The organism is Microbacterium sp. NPDC087665 (assembly GCF_044743285.1).
Taxonomy (GTDB): domain Bacteria; phylum Actinomycetota; class Actinomycetes; order Actinomycetales; family Microbacteriaceae; genus Microbacterium.
The window spans coordinates 12,888-30,894 of sequence record NZ_JBIUWD010000006.1; the positions used below are offsets into that span (position 1 = coordinate 12,888).

At 68.5% G+C, this 18,007-nt stretch carries 18 protein-coding genes and 1 riboswitch; of the genes, 3 read left to right on the forward strand and 15 right to left on the reverse strand.

What is annotated here, in order from left to right; genetic code table 11:
• Nucleotides 1–108 precede the first annotated feature (108 nt).
• Nucleotides 109–2,259: a bifunctional hydroxymethylpyrimidine kinase/phosphomethylpyrimidine kinase gene (locus tag ACIOSY_RS14110; RefSeq protein ID WP_400854333.1), complete on the reverse strand. Its 2,151-nt coding sequence runs from the start codon at nucleotides 2,257–2,259 to the stop codon at nucleotides 109–111.
• Entirely contained in the window at nucleotides 2,256–3,104 is an 849-nt protein-coding gene (gene thiM / locus ACIOSY_RS14115; protein ID WP_400854335.1) for a hydroxyethylthiazole kinase, read from the reverse strand. Before thiM ends, ACIOSY_RS14110 begins: the two co-directional genes overlap by 4 nt.
• A riboswitch (TPP riboswitch) is annotated at nucleotides 3,095–3,188 on the reverse strand. Its footprint overlaps the gene before it by 10 nt.
• A 45-nt stretch (nucleotides 3,189–3,233) precedes the next feature.
• On the opposite strand from thiM, the gene ACIOSY_RS14120 reads away from it, so the two are divergent.
• Entirely contained in the window at nucleotides 3,234–4,376 is a 1,143-nt protein-coding gene (locus ACIOSY_RS14120; protein WP_400854337.1) for an AAA family ATPase, read from the forward strand.
• Nucleotides 4,377–4,415: 39 nt separating this feature from the next.
• Here ACIOSY_RS14120 and pheT read toward each other — a convergent pair whose 3' ends face one another.
• From pheT to ACIOSY_RS14170, 10 genes are all read right to left on the reverse strand, one after another.
• Nucleotides 4,416–6,929: a phenylalanine--tRNA ligase subunit beta gene (gene pheT / locus ACIOSY_RS14125; protein WP_400854339.1), complete on the reverse strand. Its 2,514-nt coding sequence runs from the start codon at nucleotides 6,927–6,929 to the stop codon at nucleotides 4,416–4,418.
• On the reverse strand, nucleotides 6,929–7,969 hold the full coding sequence (gene pheS, locus ACIOSY_RS14130) for a phenylalanine--tRNA ligase subunit alpha (protein ID WP_400854341.1): 1,041 nt from the start codon (nucleotides 7,967–7,969) through the stop codon (nucleotides 6,929–6,931). The genes pheT and pheS overlap by 1 nt, the downstream gene beginning before the upstream one ends.
• A 33-nt stretch (nucleotides 7,970–8,002) precedes the next feature.
• A complete protein-coding gene (locus ACIOSY_RS14135) occupies nucleotides 8,003–8,932 on the reverse strand; it encodes an amino acid ABC transporter permease (protein ID WP_400854343.1) in 930 nt (309 codons plus the stop codon).
• On the reverse strand, nucleotides 8,929–9,585 hold the full coding sequence (locus tag ACIOSY_RS14140; protein WP_400854345.1) for an amino acid ABC transporter permease: 657 nt from the start codon (nucleotides 9,583–9,585) through the stop codon (nucleotides 8,929–8,931). The genes ACIOSY_RS14135 and ACIOSY_RS14140 overlap by 4 nt, the downstream gene beginning before the upstream one ends.
• Before the next feature lie 66 nt (nucleotides 9,586–9,651).
• Nucleotides 9,652–10,563 (reverse strand): glutamate ABC transporter substrate-binding protein, encoded by a 912-nt coding sequence (locus ACIOSY_RS14145; RefSeq protein WP_400854347.1) that lies wholly within the window; start codon nucleotides 10,561–10,563, stop codon nucleotides 9,652–9,654.
• A gap of 42 nt (nucleotides 10,564–10,605) precedes the next feature.
• Nucleotides 10,606–11,352: an amino acid ABC transporter ATP-binding protein gene (locus ACIOSY_RS14150; RefSeq protein ID WP_400854349.1), complete on the reverse strand. Its 747-nt coding sequence runs from the start codon at nucleotides 11,350–11,352 to the stop codon at nucleotides 10,606–10,608.
• A 211-nt stretch (nucleotides 11,353–11,563) separates the two neighbouring features.
• Entirely contained in the window at nucleotides 11,564–12,526 is a 963-nt protein-coding gene (locus tag ACIOSY_RS14155; protein ID WP_400854351.1) for a TAXI family TRAP transporter solute-binding subunit, read from the reverse strand.
• Entirely contained in the window at nucleotides 12,523–13,899 is a 1,377-nt protein-coding gene (locus ACIOSY_RS14160; protein ID WP_400854353.1) for an ATP-binding protein, read from the reverse strand. The genes ACIOSY_RS14155 and ACIOSY_RS14160 overlap by 4 nt, the downstream gene beginning before the upstream one ends.
• Before the next feature lie 3 nt (nucleotides 13,900–13,902).
• Complete coding sequence (locus ACIOSY_RS14165) at nucleotides 13,903–14,574, reverse strand: response regulator transcription factor (protein WP_400854355.1); 672 nt, start codon at nucleotides 14,572–14,574, stop codon at nucleotides 13,903–13,905.
• A gap of 85 nt (nucleotides 14,575–14,659) precedes the next feature.
• Nucleotides 14,660–15,472 carry a TrmH family RNA methyltransferase gene (locus ACIOSY_RS14170; RefSeq protein WP_400854357.1) on the reverse strand — a complete coding sequence of 271 codons (813 nt, stop codon included), beginning with the start codon at nucleotides 15,470–15,472 and terminating at the stop codon, nucleotides 14,660–14,662.
• Between the two features lie 80 nt (nucleotides 15,473–15,552).
• Here ACIOSY_RS14170 and ACIOSY_RS14175 point away from each other — a divergent pair, with 80 nt between their 5' ends.
• The gene (locus tag ACIOSY_RS14175; RefSeq protein ID WP_400854359.1) at nucleotides 15,553–15,963 is read left to right on the forward strand and encodes a DUF2809 domain-containing protein; all 411 of its coding nucleotides are present in this window, start codon (nucleotides 15,553–15,555) and stop codon (nucleotides 15,961–15,963) included.
• Nucleotides 15,964–16,039: 76 nt separating this feature from the next.
• Here ACIOSY_RS14175 and rplT read toward each other — a convergent pair whose 3' ends face one another.
• From rplT to infC, 3 genes are all read right to left on the reverse strand, one after another.
• Entirely contained in the window at nucleotides 16,040–16,426 is a 387-nt protein-coding gene (gene rplT, locus ACIOSY_RS14180; RefSeq protein ID WP_029262486.1) for a 50S ribosomal protein L20, read from the reverse strand.
• Between the two features lie 32 nt (nucleotides 16,427–16,458).
• Complete coding sequence (gene rpmI, locus ACIOSY_RS14185) at nucleotides 16,459–16,653, reverse strand: 50S ribosomal protein L35 (RefSeq protein WP_017828564.1); 195 nt, start codon at nucleotides 16,651–16,653, stop codon at nucleotides 16,459–16,461.
• Between the two features lie 70 nt (nucleotides 16,654–16,723).
• A complete protein-coding gene (gene infC, locus ACIOSY_RS14190; RefSeq protein ID WP_400854361.1) occupies nucleotides 16,724–17,383 on the reverse strand; it encodes a translation initiation factor IF-3 in 660 nt (219 codons plus the stop codon).
• A 222-nt stretch (nucleotides 17,384–17,605) separates the two neighbouring features.
• On the opposite strand from infC, the gene ACIOSY_RS14195 reads away from it, so the two are divergent.
• Nucleotides 17,606–18,004, forward strand: a complete 399-nt coding sequence (locus ACIOSY_RS14195) for a DUF1844 domain-containing protein (RefSeq protein ID WP_400854363.1) — start codon at nucleotides 17,606–17,608, stop codon at nucleotides 18,002–18,004.
• Nucleotides 18,005–18,007 lie beyond the last annotated feature (3 nt).

Consider the following 18,007-nt stretch of genomic DNA (forward strand, 5'->3'; position numbering starts at 1 on the left):
CGTCGGCGCACCGAGACGACGCTCAGAGCGAGCGTCGGAGAAACGGAGGCGGCCGAAGGCATGCCGCGACGATAGCGCGCCGGTGACGGCATCCGCAAATCCACGCGGTCACCTGGCGGCGACGAACCCCCAGGGCGCATCGAAGAAGTCGCGCTCGTGGGCGCTCGAGACGTCGAAGGCGCGGCGCATGCGCGCCCGCGTCGTATCGTCGACCGCGGCGGCGGTCTGCGTGACGTACGCGATGGCCTGGGCGGTCGCGACGGCGAAGGCCGGGTCGGCGTATGTGGCGAGCCAGGAGGCGTACGGATGCTCCGCCTCTTGCGCGAGGCTGCCGAACTCCCCCGCGTGCAAACGCTCCCCGAGGTCGGTGTACAGCCAGAAGCACGGCAGGAGCGCGGCGATCAGCTCGGGGTATCCGCCGGCGAACGCCGTCGAGCGCAGATGATCGAGGTACGCGGTGGTCGCGGACCCCGGCTCCGCGGCGAACGTCGCCGCGGTCACGCCGTCGCCGGGGGTCAGCCAGGCCGCATGCAGCTCGAGCTCGCCCACGATCGCGCCCTCGGCGGAACCCGCCCAGAACGCCTGCTCCGCCGAGGTCGGCGCGAGCCGTGCCGCCTCGGAGAGCACGCGCGCGTAGTCGCGCAGGTACAGCGCGTCCTGCGCCAGATAGAAGTCGAACGGCGCGCGCGGCAGGCTGCCGTCGGCGAGGCTCCGGATGAACGGCAGGTCGTCGATCTGCGCGCGGATGCCGGCGATCCCCTCCCACCAGTCGTCTGCGACCTCGGATGCCGTCGGGCGCGTCGAGAGACCGCCGCGGCTCCACAGCCCGGCGAAATGGTGCACGGGCCCGTGCCCGCGGCCGACGTGCAGCGCGTCGCTCTCGCGCAGCGACTCCCGCAGCCACGCCCGGGCCGAGGACACGGCCGCGACGGGGTCGTGCCCGCGGGCGAGGAGCGTCGCGAGAGCGGAGGACAGCGAGCACCCCGTGCCGTGGGTGTTCGACGTCTCGATGCGGGAGCCGGGGAACACCTCGCGACGGCCACGCGCGGTGTCGACGAGGGCGTCCGGCGCATCGTCGCCGAGGAGGTGGCCGCCCTTGACGAGCACGGCGGCGTCGATCTGCGACGACAGCTCTTCCGCGGCCGTCAGGGCGTCCGCCCAGTCATCGATCTCCCGCCCGACCAGGACGGCGAGCTCGGTGAGGTTCGGGGTGACGAGGTGCGCGCGGTGCAGCAGCTCGCGCAGCGCATCCTCGGCGGCGGGGTCGAGCAGCCGATCACCGCTGGTGGCCACCATGACCGGATCGAGCACGACGATCGGCGGGCGCACGGCATCGAGCCAGGCGATCACCGCCCGCACGACATCGGCATTCGCCAGCATCCCGATCTTGACGGCGTCGATGACGATGTCGTCGGACAGGGCGGCGAGCTGCGCTGCGAGCACTCCGGCATCCGGCACGTGGACCCCGCGCACGCCGCGCGTGTTCTGGACGGTGAGCGCGGCGATCGCTGCCATGCCGTACCCGCCGTTCGCGGCGATGGACTTGAGATCGGCCTGGATGCCCGCCCCTCCCGAGGGATCGCTGCCGGCGATGCTCAGCACCCGGGGCACCGAGCCGCGGCGCCACCGGCGCAGGAAATCCTCCGCGGCGGATCGGGGTTCCTCGGCCGCGCACAGCGCCGAGACGACGGCGATGCCCGCCGCACCGGCAGCGCGCAGGTCGTCGACATCATCGACGCCGACGCCGCCGATCGCAACGCACGGGAGGGGGCTCGCCGCGGCGAACGCGCGGAAACCGTCGACGCCGAGGGTCTGCGGGTGATCGGGTTTCGTACTGGTCGGGCGGATGACGCCGACGCCCAGATAGTCGACTGTGCCCGCAGGGAGAGCGAGGACGGCGGCGAGATGCTCAGCGGTGTTCGCGGTCAGGCCGATCACGGCGTCGGATCCGAGCTCGGCACGAGCCCGCAGCACCGAGGCATCGCCCTGCCCGAGGTGCACGCCGTCGACCCGGGCTCCACAACCGCGGGCGGCGAGTGCGGCATCGAGACGATCGTTGACGACGAGGAGCGCGCGCCCGTCGATCACGTGCGACAGGGCGACGAGTTGATCGACGATCTCCGCGTCGCTCGCGGTCTTGTCACGGAGCTGCACGATGCGCACCCCGCCGTCGACCGCCTGCCGGACGGTCTCGACCACACCGCGATCGCCGCACAACGCCGTGTCCGTCACCAGATAGAGCGAGAGGTCGGCGATCATCGGGAGACCTCCTCGACGCGCGCCTCGCGGGCCAACTCCTGGGGCTGCACCGCGGCGAGCGCGTCCAGCAGCGCGACGGCGAAGCTTCCGGGCCCGGTGGACGACGCCGCCGCGTGCTCCGCAGCGATCGTGTAGACGAGGGATGCCGCGGCGACGGCGTCGAGGGCGGGGATGGGTGCGAGGCGCGCGGCGCCGAGGAATGCGGCCATGACCGCCCCCAGCGCGCATCCGCCGCCCGTCACCCGGGTGAGCAGCTCATCCCCGTTGGCGATCCGCACGATCCGCTCACCATCGGTCACGAGATCGACGGGACCCGACACCGCGACGATGCTGCCGTGTCGCTGCGCGAGGATCACAGCGGCTTCGGCCGCCGCATCCGTGCTGTCGGTGGCGTCGACGCCGCGTCCGCCGGCGCTGAGCCCCGCGAGCGCCAGGATCTCCGAGGCATTGCCACGGATCGCCGTCGGCCGCAGTGCCGCGAGTTGCGTGGCGAGAGCGGTGCGGACCGGAAGAGCGCCGATCGCCACCGGATCGAGTACCCACGGCGTTCCGGCGGCGGTCGCCCCGTCGACCGCCTCGAGGCCGGCCTGACGCTGCTCGGGCGTGGGCGTGCCGAGGTTCACGAGCAGGCCGGAGGCCACACCCGCGAACATGCCGGCCTCCCCGACGATGTCGACCATCGCCGGCGCCGCACCGAGGGCGAGCAGCACGTTCGCGGTGAAGCCGGTGACGACGGAGTTGGTGATGCACTGCGTCAGCGGAGGCGCTGCGCGCAGTGCAGCCAGCAGAGTCGCCGCATGCTCGACGACGGACGGATCGGACGATGGACGCAGAAGATCGCTCATTGCGACATCCCTTCGCTAGTACGAACTAGATCAGGTTCGACGGGTCTGTTCTCAGCCGCGGATGCGGCACCCCGTGTCACTCGCACGCAGTCTATCGAGGATGTCGGAAGCCGCTGCGAGGATGTCGACATGCTCACCGCCCTCGCGATCTCCGGCTACCGCTCGCTCGTCGACGTGGTACTGCCCCTGCACCCCCTCACGGTCATCACCGGCGCGAACGGCACCGGCAAATCGAACCTCTACCGCGCGCTGCGCCTGCTGGCAGAAGCGGGCCACGGTCGCGCGGTCGCCGCGATCGCCCGCGAGGGCGGACTCGACAGCGTGCTGTGGGCCGGCCCCGAGACGCCGCAAGGGCTGGGCGCGCAGGGCACCAAACGCACGCGGCCCGTCGCGGTGCGCCTCGGTTTCGCGTCGGACGAGCTGGGGTATGTCCTCGACCTCGGGCTCCCCCAGGCCGATCCGAGGAGCCCGTTCACGCGCGATCCCGAGATCAAGCGCGAGCAGGTCTTCACCGGTCCGTTCGCCCGCCCCGGCACGCTGATCCTCGACCGGCAGCGCACCGGTGTGCGGGTGCGCGGCGACCAGGGGTGGGTGTCGCTGAACCAGCCGATGGGTCCGGGGCAGAGCGCGCTGCTGGATCTCACCGATGGCACAGCGCTGCCCGAGAGCGTCGCCCTGCAGCATCGCATCGCCTCGTGGCGCTTCTACGACCACTTCCGGACCGATGCCGGTTCACCGGCGCGCGCCCCGCAGATCGGCACCCGCACGCGGTGGCTCAGCGACGACGGCTCCGATCTCGCCGCGGTCTGGGCGACGACGCAGGATGCCGGGCGCGGCGCTTCACTCGACCAGGCCGTGGAGCAGGCGTTCCCGGGGTCGCGCGTGCAGATCGCGGTGAACGAGGGCGTGTTCCGACTGCAGCTCAGGCAACCGGGGCTGCTGCGGCCACTCGACGCCGCCGAGCTGTCCGACGGCACGCTTCGCTTCCTGCTGCTGTGCGCCGCGCTCCTCCCGGCCGATCCCCCGCCGCTGCTCGTCGTGAACGAGCCGGAGTCCAGCCTGCACGAGAGCCTGATCGCCCCGCTCGGAGCCCTGCTCACGGCGGCATCCGCCCAGACCCAGGTGATCGTGGTGACCCACTCCGCGGTGCTGCGTCGCGTGCTCGCCCAAGCGGGCGCCGAGACCGTGGAGCTCGAATCCGCCGGCTACGGCACCCGCGTCCGGGATCAGCTGCCCCTCGAACGCCCCAGCTGGCACTGGCCGTCGCGATAGCATCACGCTCCGCGACGGCCAGCGCCCACTCGAGGATTTCTAGTCGCGCAGCGCCGCGCCGAAACGCTCAGCGGCGACGGCGACGCCGGCGAGCTTCGCCTCGGTCGCTTCCGCTGCCGTCAGTGTGCGATCCTCCGCACGGAAACGCAGGGCGAACGTCAGGCTCTTCGAGCCCTGCGGCACACCCTCGCCGCGATAGTCGTCGACCAGGCGCACCGACTCGACCAGAGCACCGGCGCCTTCGAGGAGAGCATCGCGCACGTCGGCTGCCGGGACCTCGGCAGGAAGCGTCAGCGACACATCCTGCGTCGCCGCGGGGAACGTCGACAGCGATGCGGCGACGATGCGATCGCCGGCGAGCGAGAGCACGAGATCGAGGTCGATCTCGAGCACGGTCGCTCGGCCCGGCAGGTCGGCGTCGTCCGTGACCGTGGGGTGCAGTTCGCCGACGTAGCCGACCGGCTTCCCCGCGACGCGCAGCTCGCCCGTGCGTCCGGGATGCAGTGCCGCACGCTCGCTCTGCACGACATCGATCTCGACGCCGGCAGCACTCGCGATCACCCGCACGGCGTCGAGCGCCTCGGTGAGACCGGCGGCTTCTGCCGCGCGCCCCGGCTGACGCGGAGTCACGTTGCCGGTGAGCAATGCCGAGACGAAGCGATTCTGCGGCGGGATCGACGCGTTGAGCTCGGCCAGCGTCTCGGCAGAGGGCCGCTCGCCGGGCGGCGGCACCTCGTCGGTGCCGTACTCGACTCCCGGCTCGGGAAGGAAGACGATGCCGGTCTCGAAGATCGCGAGGTCGGTGAGACCGCGCGAGATGTTGCGGTGCGCCGTCTGCAGCAGCCCCGGAATGAGCGACCGGCGCAGGAACGGCGCCTGCCCGTCGAGAGGGTTCGCCAGGCGGATGCTCGGAAGGTGCTCCCCCGACGCCGAACCGTGCAGATCGTTCTGCACGTCGGTCGTGAACGGGAACGCAGGCGTCTCGACGAAGCCGGCAGCGGCGAGTGCATCCGCCACGCGACGGCGCCCCTGCTGCAGAGCGGTGAGTCCTCGACCCGACGGGGGCGTCGGCAACACCGCGGGGATGCGGTCGAGTCCGTGGATGCGGGCGACCTCCTCGGCGAGCGTCCACTTGTCGGTCAGGTCGGGGCGCCAGGTCGGCGGGATGACGACCCAGCCCGCGCTTGCGGACTCGCTCGCCGTGACCTCGGCGCCGATCGTGGTGAGCGCACCGGTGATCTCGGCGTCCGAATAGTCGACGCCGATCAGACCCTGCACGAAGCCGCTCGGCAGCTCGATCTCCGAGACGAAGACCTCGCTGAAGAGCGCACCCCCCTCTTCAGTGAGCGTGCCACCGGCCAGCTCGACCATGAGGTCAGCGGCACGACGTGCGGCGACGAACGGGATGAGCGGATCGACGCCCCGTTCGAAGCGCTTGGACGCCTCACTGGGAAGCTTGTGGCGACGCGCGGACCGCGCGATCGTGATGGGGTCGAAGGTGGCCGCCTCGATGAGGACGTTCTGCGTCGTCTCGCTCATCTCGGTCGTGCCGCCGCCCATGACGCCGGCGATGCCGATCGGGCCCGATTCGTCGGTGATCAGCAGGTCTTCGCCGTGGAGCGTGCGCTCCTGACCGTCGAGGGTCGTGATCTTCTCGCCCGACGCCGCGCGGCGCACCGTGATGGAACCCGTGAGCTTGTCGAGGTCGTACCCGTGCAGCGGCTGCCCGAGTTCGAGCATGACGTAGTTCGTGATGTCGATGAGCACGCCGAGCGAGCGCATGCCGGCCAGCGACAGGCGCGCCACCATCCACGGCGGTGTCGGTGATGCGGGATCGACCCCGCGCACCACGCGCGTGACGAATTCGCTGGCTCCGACGCGTCCGCGTACCGGTGCCCGGTCATCGACGATCGCCGTGTGCCCCATGCCGGGCTGCAGTTCGGCGAAGTCGCGCTCGGCCGGATCGCGGAATGCGGCACCCGTGGCATGCGAGTACTCGCGGGCGACGCCGCGCAGCGAGAACGCGTACCCGCGGTCGGGGGTGACGTTGATCTCGACGGCGATGTCGTCGAGCCCCAGGAGCGCGATCGCGTCGGTGCCGACGGGGGCGTCGATGCCGAGGTCCGACAGTACGACGATGCCGTTGTGCTCGTCGCCCAGCCCCAGCTCGCGCGCCGAGGCGATCATGCCGTCCGACACGTGACCGTAGGTCTTGCGGGCGGCGATCGGGAACGGACCCGGGAGCACTGCTCCCGGAAGAGTCACGACGACCTTGTCGCCTGCGACGAAGTTGTGCGCGCCGCAGACGATGCCGCGGATGCCGCCGTTCGCCTCGCCGACGTCGACCTGGCACCAGTTGATGGTCTTGCCGTTGGACTGCGGTTCCGGGTCGAGGGAGACGACCTGGCCGACGACGACCGGGCCCGAGATCTCGAAGCGGTGCACGTCTTCTTCTTCGAAGCCGACCGTCACCAGTGCTTCGAGCACATCCTCCGGCGAAGCATCCGCTGCCACATCGACGTACTCACGCAACCACGAAAGAGGGACGCGCATCACACCACCATCCCGAACTGCTCGCTGAATCTGACGTCACCCTCGGCCATGTCGCGCATGTCCTGCACATCACTGCGGAACATGAGCCCGCGTTCGATGCCCATGCCGAACGCGAAACCGCTGTACTCCTCGGGGTCGATCCCCGCCGCGCGCAGCACGTTGGGGTTGACCATGCCGCAGCCGCCCCACTCGATCCAGCGAGCACCGCCCTTGAAGGTCGGGTGCCACAGGTCGAGCTCGGCAGAGGGCTCGGTGAAGGGGAAGTAGTTGGTGCGGAAGCGCGTCTTGGCCTCCGGGCCGAAGAGCAGCTTGGCGAAGTGGTCGAGCGTGCCCTTGAGATGCGCCATCGTGATGCCCTTGTCGATCACGAGGCCCTCGAACTGGGTGAACACCGGCAGGTGCGTCGCGTCGAACTCATCGGTGCGGTAGACGCGGCCCGGGCAGAGCACGTAGATCGGCACTTCGCGGTCGAGCATCGAACGCACCTGCACCGGGCTGGTGTGCGTGCGCATGACGAGGTGGCGCGAGGTCGGATCGACGTAGAACGTGTCCTGCTCCTGGCGGGCGGGGTGATCGACGTCGAAGTTCAGCGCGTCGAAGTTGAACCACTCGTGCTCGAGCTCCGGCCCCTCGGCGATCTCCCATCCCATGCCGACGAAGATGTCGCAGACCTGGTCCTGGAGCAGGGTGAGCGGATGCCGTGCACCCACGCGCGTGCGCGAGGGCACCGCCGTGATGTCGACCCGCTCGGACTCGAGACGCGCCGCGACCTCTGCCGCCGCGAGCTCCGTCTCCTTCGCGGCGAGCGCCTGAGTGACCTGCCCGCGGCCCTGGCCGACGAGCTTGCCGAACGCGGCCTTGTTCTCGGGCGCGACCTGACGCATCGAGGCGTTCAGGACGGCGAGGGGCGAACCGTCGGCGACGTGGGCGGCACGGGCCGCTTTCAGCTCGACGGTGTCGGCCGCTGCGTTGATCGCTGCCAGCGCGGCGGCGACGGCTGCTTCGACCGCTTCCGGGGTGATTTCTGGAGACTCAGACACGAGAGACGAGTCTACCGGCGCGCAAGCCGACGCTCAGCCCGCTCCCGGCCCGTTCCCCATGTCGAATTTCCCCGCCCCGCGCTGCATGGCGATGAGTTCGGTGTTCGTGCCTTCCTCATGCGTCCGCGGGTCCGTACCTGCGTCAGGCAGAATCCCGCGCACCTTGGTCGATCGCCGCGTCCGGACCTCGACCCACTTGGCGATGCCGGAGAGGATGAGGCACATGACGATGTAGATGCCGCCGATGACGAACGCGGACTGCAGGATCGGACGACCCTGCTGAGAGGTGAGCTGCTTCGCGTAGTACAGCAGCTCGGGGTAGGTGATGATGAAGCCGAGCGCCGTGTCCTTCATCGTCACGACGAGCTGGGCCACGATCACCGGGAGCATGGCGCGGATCGCCTGCGGGAGCAGGATGAGGCGCATGACGCCGCTCTTGCGCAGACCGATCGCGGAGCCGGCTTCGCGCTGCCCCTTCGGCAGCGACTCGACGCCCGCGCGGATGACCTCGGCGAGGACCGAGCCGTTGTAGGCCATGAGGGCGAGCACGACGGCCCAGTACGGATCCATCTTCACGTCGAGAACAGGAAGCCCGTAATACAGCAGCATCATGAACACGAGCACCGGGACGGCGCGGAAGAGCTCGGTCACGACCGTGACGGGGACTCGCACCCACTTGTGATCGGACAGCCGACCGATCGCGAGCACGAAGCCGAGGATGATGCTCAGCACCGCCGCCAGGGCGAAGGCCGCGAGCGTGTTGCCGAGAGCCTTGAAGATCCCCATCCACACGTTCGAGAACGTGAAGACGTACCACTTCTCGGCGGAGAACTGACCGGTCTCGAACATCCGCAGGCCGACGAATCCGAGGGCGGCGAGAACGAGCACGATGGTGACCACCGCGAGGATGCGGTTGCGGGCGATCGCCCGGGGGCCGGGAACGTCGTACAGCACGGAAGTCATCGCGCGATCCTCCATCGGTTCTCGAGATGGCGCTGCAGCCAGCTCATCAGCATCACGAGGGCGACGAAGACGACCGCCACCCAGAGCAGCACCTCCATCGGGTTGCCGGGACGATCGGCGGAGTCGTTGATCGTCGACCGCAGGGCGGCGAGCTCGGCGACCGAGAAGCCGGCGGCGACGGTGGTGTTCTTGAGCAGGGCGATGAAGACGCTCATCATCGGCGGGACGACCGAGCGGAACGCCTGCGGCAGGATGACGAGCCCCATGACCTGGCCGAACGGCAGGCCGATCGCGCGCGCCGCCTCTGCTTGACCGACGGGCACCGTGTTGATGCCCGCGCGGAGCACCTCGGCAACGTAGGTGGCCGTGTAGATGCCGATGGCGAGGATGCCCAACACGAGGTTCGAGAGCTCGGGGAACCCGAGCTGCGGGTATCCGAAGATGAAGAAGAAGAAGACCAGCGTCAGCGGGGTGTTGCGCACGATGTTGACGTACGCCGTGCCCACGCCGCGCGCGATCGGGACGGGTGAGACGCGCATGGCGCCCACGATGATGCCCAGTATGAGGGCGATGATCCCGCCGATGGCGAAGACGAGCAGCGTATTGCCGATCGCCTCTCCCCACAGGTCGAGGTTGCCGAAGATGACGTCCACGCCACCCTCCCCTTCTTCAGGAGGTGCGGGGCGGCCTTCCGTGGGAAGGCCGCCCCTGTTGTCAGATCAGTACTGGTCGACCTCGGGCTGCTCGACCTCGATGCCACTGGAACCGAGGTTCTTGTCGAAGATCGCCTGCCAGATGTCGGGGTTGTCGGTGAACAGCTCGTTGATGTGCGTGCGCAGCACATCGTCGCCCTTCTCGAGTCCGACGCCGTAACGCTCTTCGGTGAACAGACCGCCGGTGACCTTCACGTCATCCGGGTACTGTGCCGCGTAGCCGATCAGGATGGCCTGGTCGGTGGTGACCGCATCGACCTTGCCGTCGATCAGGTCCTGCACGCAGGCGGAGTACAGGTCGTACTCCTGCGTCGTGATGTCGGGGAAGTTCGCCTTGATGTTCTGGATCGGCGTGGAGCCGGTCGCGGAGCAGACGGTCTTGCCGTTGAAGTCCTCGAGCGCCTCGGCCTCAGGGGCGTCAGCGGCGACCAGGAGACCCTGACCCGTGATGAAGTAGGGCCCGGCGAAGTCGATGAGCTCCTTGCGCTTGTCGTTGATCGAGTAGGTGCCGACGTAGTAGTCGATGTCACCGTTCGTGATCGCCTGCTCGCGGTTCGCGGAGGCGATCGGCTTGAACTCGATCTTGTCCTCGTCGTACCCGAGCGATGCGGCGATCCAGCGGGCGATGTCGACGTCGAAGCCGGTGCGCTCGCCCGTGGTCACGTCGAGGAAGCCGAGACCGGGCTGGTCCTCCTTCACGCCGACGACGACCTTGTCGCGCTCGGTGATCGCGTCGAACGTCGGGCTGCCTTCGAGCTCGACGTCGGTGGCGACCTCGAACCAGGTGCTGTCTTCTGCGGCCTCTTCGTCGCCGGTGCCTCCGCCGGGCGTCGAGGGGCTGCCGCTGTTACAGGCCGTCAGCGCCAGCAGCGCTACCGCTGCGATTCCGATGCCTGCCAGTGTCCGTGTGCGTCGCATATGCGTCTCCTTCATGTGCTGTGGTGCAGGGTCTGGTGAGGGTCAGTGCGTGAGGAGCTTCGAGAGGAAGTCCTTGGCGCGGTCGCTCTTCGGGTGCGTGAAGAACTCCTCGGGGGTGGCCTCCTCGACGATGCGACCGTCGGCCATGAAAACGACGCGATCCGCCGCCTTCCGAGCGAAGCCCATCTCGTGGGTGACGACGATCATCGTCATGCCTTCGTGCGCGAGTTCGACCATGACGTCGAGGACCTCGTTGATCATCTCCGGGTCGAGCGCGCTGGTCGGCTCGTCGAAGAGCATGACCTTGGGCTGCATGGCCAGCGCTCGTGCGATGGCCACACGCTGCTGCTGCCCGCCCGAGAGCTGAGCCGGGAGCTTCGACGCCTGCTGAGCCACGCCCACGCGCTCGAGGAGGATCATCGCTTCCTTCTCGGCATCCGCTTTCTTGAGTCCGCGCACCTTGATCGGACCCAGGGTGATGTTCTCGAGGATCGTCAGGTGGGCGAAGAGGTTGAACGACTGGAACACCATTCCCACGTCGGCGCGCAGATGCGCGAGCCCCTTGCCCTCGGCGGGCAGGGCCTTTCCGTCGATGCTGATCGTTCCGCTCGTGATCGTCTCGAGGCGGTTGATCGTACGGCAGAGCGTGGACTTGCCCGATCCGGAGGGACCGATCACGACGACGACCTCCCCCGCGTTCACCGTGAGGTTGATGTCTGTCAGCGCCTGGAACTCGCCATAGTGCTTCTGCACGTTGTCGACCACGACAAGGGCCTTACCAGAGGTCATCTTTTCTCCAAACTCGCCTGGTCGTCTGTACTGCTCGATCGGGGTGCGCGTCCGGTGGGACGCATCGGTGACCTGCGGCTCGTTCGCCGTTGACACGAGCATGATCGACCTCACGATGGCAGAGCCGCCGGAGCGCTGTCAGACATCTTGAGGATTTCTTGAGGGTCGTAACACGGGTGTTACCCGCGGGCCGGAACGGCGTCCGAAACGCTCAGCTTCGTTCGTCGCGGTAGTACGCCACGGCACCCGGATGCAGTTCGACGGGAACCGTGAAGATGGCCTGACGCCGGTTCAGCAGAGCAGCGGCCGGCACCTCCTGCGCCATCCGCGACCGCGCGTCGAAGAGTACGGAGAGCACATCGCGCACGACGGCGTCGGGAGTGGAAGCGGCGACGATCAGGTAGTTCGGCACGGCCATCGTCGGCACCGACTGGTCGAGGCCGTAGGCGCCCGCCGGGAAGTCCGACGATCGATAGGCGTCCGAGTAGCGCCCGTTGATCGCCATCACCCACTCCTGCTCGACGGGCAGCAGCCGCACCGGCAGCGCCCCCGAGAGGTTCTCGATGCCGGGTGTCGGCAGGCCGCCGACCCAGAAGAATCCGTCGATCTCACCGCGCTCCATCGCGCTGATCGACTCGCGCAGATCCAGTTGCGGGTCGCGGATCGATGCCGCGTCGACGCCGGACGCCGCCAGGATCCGTGTGGCGATCACGTTGACGCCGGACCCCTCGGCCCCGAGCGAGACGGTCTTCCCGGAGAGGTCCGACACGCGTTCCAGATCGGAATCGGCGCGCACCACGACGTGCACGTACTCGTCGTAGAGGCGGGCGACCGCGCGGATTTGGAGGGGCTCGTCGAATGCCCCCCTCCCCGCGACGGCATCGGCTGCCGCATCCCCCTGCGCGAACCCGAGCAGGGCCTCCCCGGAATCGACCCGGCGCACGTTGTCGACCGACCCGTCGGTCTCTTCGACCGTCATCGAGATGCCGAGCGCGGCGGAGAGCTCGTTCGCCAGGTGTCCGCCGTAGTCGTAGTAGACGCCCGTCGGGCCTCCGCCCGCGATCACCGAGGTTCCTCCCGACCACTCCGCAGCGCGGGGACTGCACGCGCTGAGGGCGAAGACGACCGCCACCCCGAGCATCAGAGCGAGAGCGCGACGAAGGCGGCCGGTCATTCGAAGGCTCCGTTCTTGATGACGAGGGCGACTCTCAGGCCGCCGTCATCCGGCGACGAAACGAGCAGCTCGCCACCGATCGAGGCCAGGAGGTCGGTGGCGATCGCGAGACCGAGACCCGACCCCGGAGTGTCTCCGCTGTCGTCGCTGCGCCAGAAGCGATCGGTCGCGTATTCGACCTGTTCGCCCGCCAGTCCCGGACCATGATCGCGCACCGTCAACCGGCACACGTCGTTCCCGCCCTCCACCGCGACCTCGACGAGCGAGTTCATCGGTGAGAACTTCACGGCGTTGTCGATGACGGCATCCAGGGCGCTCTCGACGATCGTGCGGTCGGTCACGCACATCACCAGGTCGTCGCCGAACCTGCGCACATCGATGCCGCGGGGGCCGGCGACCTCGCGCCACGCATCGGCCCGACGCTCGACCAGCGTCGTCAGGTCGACCGCCGAGAACATCGAGTCCGCGCGGCCGCTGCGTGCCAGGTTGAGGAGAGTCTCGAGGATCCGCGCCATCCGACGCCCCTCCTCGCGCGTCTCCTCGATGTCGTCACGCCAGTCGTCGTCGAGCCCCGTCGCGAGGTGCTCCACTCGCAGGAGCAGGGCGTTCAGGGGGTTGCGCAGCTCGTGCGACGCATTGAGCGCGAACTCCTGCTGCCGGGCCAGCACGTGCTCGATCTCCTCGGCCATTCCGTTGAAGACCCGCGTCATGCGACGCAGCTCCGGCGGGCCCGTGTCCTCCGACACCCGCGCATCCATCTCGCCCCGCTCGATCGCGACCATCGCCTCGTCCAGCCGCCTCACCGGCGACAGCACCCAGCGGGCGAGCTGGAACACGAGGAGCACACCCAGGGCGATCGATACGAGGGCGATCGCGATGAGCACGGTCACCTGCTGGAAGATCGCCGTGCGCGGTGCATCCACCTCTGCCGAGATCATGACGGCGCCGATCACATCACCGTCGTCGAAGACCGGTTCCACGAGCGTCGCATCGGAGATCTCCCAGGGGAAGACCGCATCGACGGGTTCTGCGCGACGCCCCGAGAGCGCGAGGCGCACCTGCTCCGCCTCCCCCTCCGAGAGCACGAGGCGGTCGGGGTCGCTCGAGGCCCACACCGCACCGGCCAGGTCGAACACCGCGATCTCGATGCCGTACACCTCTTCGAAGCGCTCGGCTTCCCCTTCGAACACCGCCGCCGACCCGGAGTTCAGCGCCTGGCGCGCCGTCGTCGCGAAGTAGCTGAGGTCGCCGACCTGCTCGCTGTAGACGGCCTGCTGGATGCTGCGGGCGGCGCTCCATCCGGCAGCTCCCCCGAGCGAGAGCAGGATGGCGACGAGCGGAATGAGGAAGACGATGACGAGCCGTTTACGCACCGGTCACGACCCCACGAGTCGGTATCCGACGCCTCGCACGGTATCGATGATGCGGTGCGCACCCGTCTTCTTGCGGATGGCGCCGATGTGCACTTCGAGCGAGTGACTGAATCCGCGCCAGTCCGTGTTCCAGACCTCGCGGATCAACCGATCCTTCGGCACCGCCACTCCCGGGTAGCGGGCGAGCACGGCGATGATGTCGAACTCTTTGGGCGTGAGATCGATGGGATGCTGATCGACGCGCACCTGACGGGCCACGAGGTCGATCTCCACCTCCCCACCGTGGATCGTCACCAGACCGTCGGTCTCCGGACGCATGGGTCGGGACCGACGGGTCACCGCTTCGATACGCGCGAGCAGCTCGTGCACGTCGTAGGGCTTCACGACGAAGTCGTCGGCACCGGCGCGCAGGCCCTTGATGCGTTCGGTGACCTGGCTGCGCGCGGTGACCACGACGATCGGAACCTCCGAGCGGCTGCGAATGCGCCGGCACAGGTCGATGCCGTCGACGTCGGGCAGCCCGAGATCGAGAAGCACGACCTCGGTGTCGGCACCGAGCAGCGCCATCGCCGATGCGCCGTCGGCGGCCCGGACGGTCGCGTAGCCGGAGCGGGCGAGGAAGGCCTCCAGGGCAGAGCCCACACGGTCGTCGTCTTCCACGATCAGGATCCGCATCCGCCCTCCCCTCTTCTCACGTCATCACCGACGGGCAGGGTGCAAAAGTACCAGCCGCCGGCACCTGCCAGCGGCGGCCTCGGTGTCAGCTGCCGATCGCAGCCCGCTGCGCGAAGGCGCTCTCGTACAGGCACACGCTCGCGGCCGTGGCGAGGTTGAGCGACTCCGCCCTGCCGAAGATCGGCAGACGCAGCACCCGGTCGGCGAGACCGAGCGCGTCGTCTTCGAGTCCGCGGGCCTCATTGCCGAACAGCCAGGCTGTCGGTTCGGTGAGCACGCCGTCGGCCCGCGCGGCCAGCAGGTCGTCGCCCTTCACGTCGGCGGCGAGGACGTTCAGTCCGGCCGCGTGCGCACGATCGACGACGTCCGACAGCTCTGCACCGACGGAGATCGGGAGGTGGAACAGCGACCCGGTCGTCGCCCGGACCACCTTGGGATTGTATGGATCGACCGTGCGTCCGGTGAGCACGACCGCGTCGGCTCCGGCTGCGTCGGCCGCGCGGATGATCGTTCCGAGGTTTCCCGGATCGCGAATCTCTTCGCAGATCGCCACGAGACGCGGGGACGAGGCGAAGATGTCGCGCACGGCGCTGGGCGTCTGCTGGACGACCGCGACCAGACCCTGCGGAGTGACGGTGTCGGCCATCGCATTCAGCACGTGCTCGGTGACGTACTCGACCTCGATGTCGGCATCCGTCGCCTTCGCGCGGATGTCGGGATGCTTCTCCCACCCGTTGGGCGTCGCGAACAACTCGACGATCGCCTCCGGACGATACGCGAGAGCCTCCCGGACGGCCTGTGGACCCTCGAGAAGGAAGAGCCCCGTCTCGGTGCGCGCGCTGCGCTTGGTCAGTTTCGCGACAGCACGGACTCGGGGGGACCGCGGGTTTTCGAGCACGGTCACAGTCTAGGGAACTCAAGGCATACCGGAGAGCATTCGGCACCGAGCGTCCTCCGCCGAACGGATAGGGTGCGACCGTGAAGGATCTCTCGCGCGCGAGCGCCCGACGACGACGGATGCTGGCGGGCGCAGCCGCGCTGATCACCGTGGGCGCCGGCCTGTCCGTGCACGCGCTGGTGGAGGGCGCCGTCGGGGACATCATCGGAGATGCCCTGTACGCGACCCTGATCTACCTGCTCGTCGTGTGCGCACTCCCCCGCCTCGCAATCGGATGGGCGGCGCTCCTCGCGGCGGGCCTCTGCACGGCGATCGAGCTGCTGCAGATCACCGGCGCACCGCGCGCGTGGGCGGAGTCGTTCCCGCCGATCGGGCTCGTGCTCGGTTCGGGGTTCGATGCGCGGGATCTGCTGGTCTACGCGGGCGCGATCCTCGTGACGATGCTCATCGACGTCGCCCTCACGCGACCGCCGCGCGCACTCCGCGAATAGCACTCCGCGAACAACAGCCCGGAAATCACGCAGGGCGCCCTCCCGAAGGAGAGCGCCCTGTGCGGAATGCTTCTGCTTACGCAGCCGACTTCGGTGCGTTGACGTCGGAAGGCAGTGCCTTCTTGGCCGTCTCGACCAGCGTCGTGAACGTCGCTGCGTCGTTGACCGCGAGGTCGGCGAGCATACGACGGTCGACCGTCACACCCGCGAGGCCGAGGCCCTGGATGAAGCGGTTGTACGTGATGCCGTTCTGGCGTGCGGCAGCGTTGATGCGCTGGATCCACAGACGACGGAAGTCGCCCTTGCGCTTGCGACGGTCACGGTACGAGTAGACGAGCGAGTGGATGACCTGCTCTTTGGCCTTGCGGTAGAGGCGCGAACGCTGACCGCGGTAACCCTTTGCGCGCTCGAGGATGACCCGGCGCTTCTTGTGGGCGTTTACTGCCCGCTTGACTCTTGCCATTTTCCTGTGTTCCTATTCGTGCGTCGGGCGCGTCAGCGGCCGAGAAGCTTCTTCGCGACCTTGGTGTCTGCCTTCGACAGAACCTGATCCTGGTTGAGGCGACGGGTGCGACGGCTCGACTTGTGCTCGAGGTTGTGGCGCATCCCGGCCTGCTGCTTCTTCAGCTTTCCGCTGCCGGTGATCTTGAAGCGCTTCTTCGCACCCGAGTGGGTCTTCTGCTTCGGCATCTTCTCTTCCTTCGTATGGCGCCTTCTCAGGCGACGGTGTCAACCCGCAGTGCGGGAGTCGGGGGCGGAATTACTCCGCTGCGGCCTCGGCCGGGGCATCCGCCTCGGACTTGGAATCGCGGGCATCCTGCTTCTTCGCTGCGCGCTGTGCGTCGCGAACGGCGTTCTGCTCCTGCTTGGCCTCGGACTTGCTCTTGAGCGGAGCAACGACCATGACCATGTTGCGACCGTCGATCGTCGGGTTCGACTCGACCGTGCCGAGCTCGGCGACGTCTTCGGCGAACTTGCGCAGCAGACGCACACCCTGCTCGGGGCGGGACTGCTCGCGACCGCGGAACAGGATCATGGCCTTGACCTTGTCGCCGGCCTTGAGGAAGCCCTCGGCGCGCTTGAGCTTGGTCGTGTAGTCGTGCGCCTCGATCTTCAGGCGGAAACGGACCTCTTTGAGGATCGTGTTCGCCTGGTTGCGACGCGCTTCCTTTTCCTTCTGGGCGGCCTCGTACTTGAACTTGCCGTAGTCCATGATCTTGACCACGGGCGGCTTCGAGTTGGGGGCAACCTCGACGAGGTCGAGATCGGCTTCCTGCGCAAGGCGCAACGCTGCCTCGATGCGGACGACGCCGATCTGCTCACCCGCGGGGCCGACGAGGCGGACCTCGGGGACGCGGATGCGCTCATTGGTACGGGGATCGCTGATGCGGAACTCCTTAAACGATGGGGATTCGGCCACCGGGATGCTGTCAGCACCTCGGGCGAAATCAGAATCGTCCCCACCCACCGGCATTCAGACGCCGGCTTCGCACCCTCGCAACCGCCCCGTCTTTCGAGCGGAGCCGGTGGAGTGCAAGACCCGGTAGCCTTGAACGGCAAGCGCGGGTGGGAAGTGAATCCTCTTTCGTTCCAGAGCATTACGCTCCGGAGCCCGCCAAAGTCTAACAGAAGGCAAGGCGAAGTGACGAACCAGGCAACGGACGAGGCTGACCGCGAGCGCGAAGAGCGCTGGGCACGGCAGGAGGAGGCGGCATCCTCCGCCACTCGAGACATCGCAGATGTGCCCGCCGTCGAGGTGATCACGACCGCTGCCGTGCATCTCATGAGCGCCGCAGCCGTGAAGCTCGGCCTCGCCGACGAACCCGACGCGCAGGCGCAGCTCGACCTCGACGAGGCGCGCAAGCTCATCAACTCCCTCGCCGGGCTCATCACCGCCGGCGCCCCGGAGATCAGCGACATGCACGCGCGCTCGCTGCGCGACGGCCTGCGCTCCCTTCAGCTCGCCTTCCGCGAGGCATCCGTCATCCCCGACCCGATCGGCAAGGGCCCGGGCGAGAAGTGGACGGGACCGGTCAACTAGTCG

Excerpts from the sequence above, each read along its gene's own strand:
- ACIOSY_RS14165 (WP_400854355.1), bottom strand. The coding sequence starts at position 14,574 with ATGCGGATCCTGATCGTGGAAGACGACGACCGTGTGGGCTCTGCCCTG.
- rpmI (WP_017828564.1), bottom strand. The coding sequence starts at position 16,653 with ATGCCGAAGCAGAAGACCCACTCGGGTGCGAAGAAGCGCTTCAAGATC.
- ACIOSY_RS14120 (WP_400854337.1), top strand. The coding sequence starts at position 3,234 with ATGCTCACCGCCCTCGCGATCTCCGGCTACCGCTCGCTCGTCGACGTG.
- ACIOSY_RS14135 (WP_400854343.1), bottom strand. The coding sequence starts at position 8,932 with ATGACTTCCGTGCTGTACGACGTTCCCGGCCCCCGGGCGATCGCCCGC.
- ACIOSY_RS14145 (WP_400854347.1), bottom strand. The coding sequence starts at position 10,563 with ATGCGACGCACACGGACACTGGCAGGCATCGGAATCGCAGCGGTAGCG.
- pheT (WP_400854339.1), bottom strand. The coding sequence starts at position 6,929 with ATGCGCGTCCCTCTTTCGTGGTTGCGTGAGTACGTCGATGTGGCAGCG.
- ACIOSY_RS14150 (WP_400854349.1), bottom strand. The coding sequence starts at position 11,352 with ATGACCTCTGGTAAGGCCCTTGTCGTGGTCGACAACGTGCAGAAGCAC.
- thiM (WP_400854335.1), bottom strand. The coding sequence starts at position 3,104 with ATGAGCGATCTTCTGCGTCCATCGTCCGATCCGTCCGTCGTCGAGCAT.
- ACIOSY_RS14155 (WP_400854351.1), bottom strand. The coding sequence starts at position 12,526 with ATGACCGGCCGCCTTCGTCGCGCTCTCGCTCTGATGCTCGGGGTGGCG.
- rplT (WP_029262486.1), bottom strand. The coding sequence starts at position 16,426 with ATGGCAAGAGTCAAGCGGGCAGTAAACGCCCACAAGAAGCGCCGGGTC.
- ACIOSY_RS14110 (WP_400854333.1), bottom strand. The coding sequence starts at position 2,259 with ATGATCGCCGACCTCTCGCTCTATCTGGTGACGGACACGGCGTTGTGC.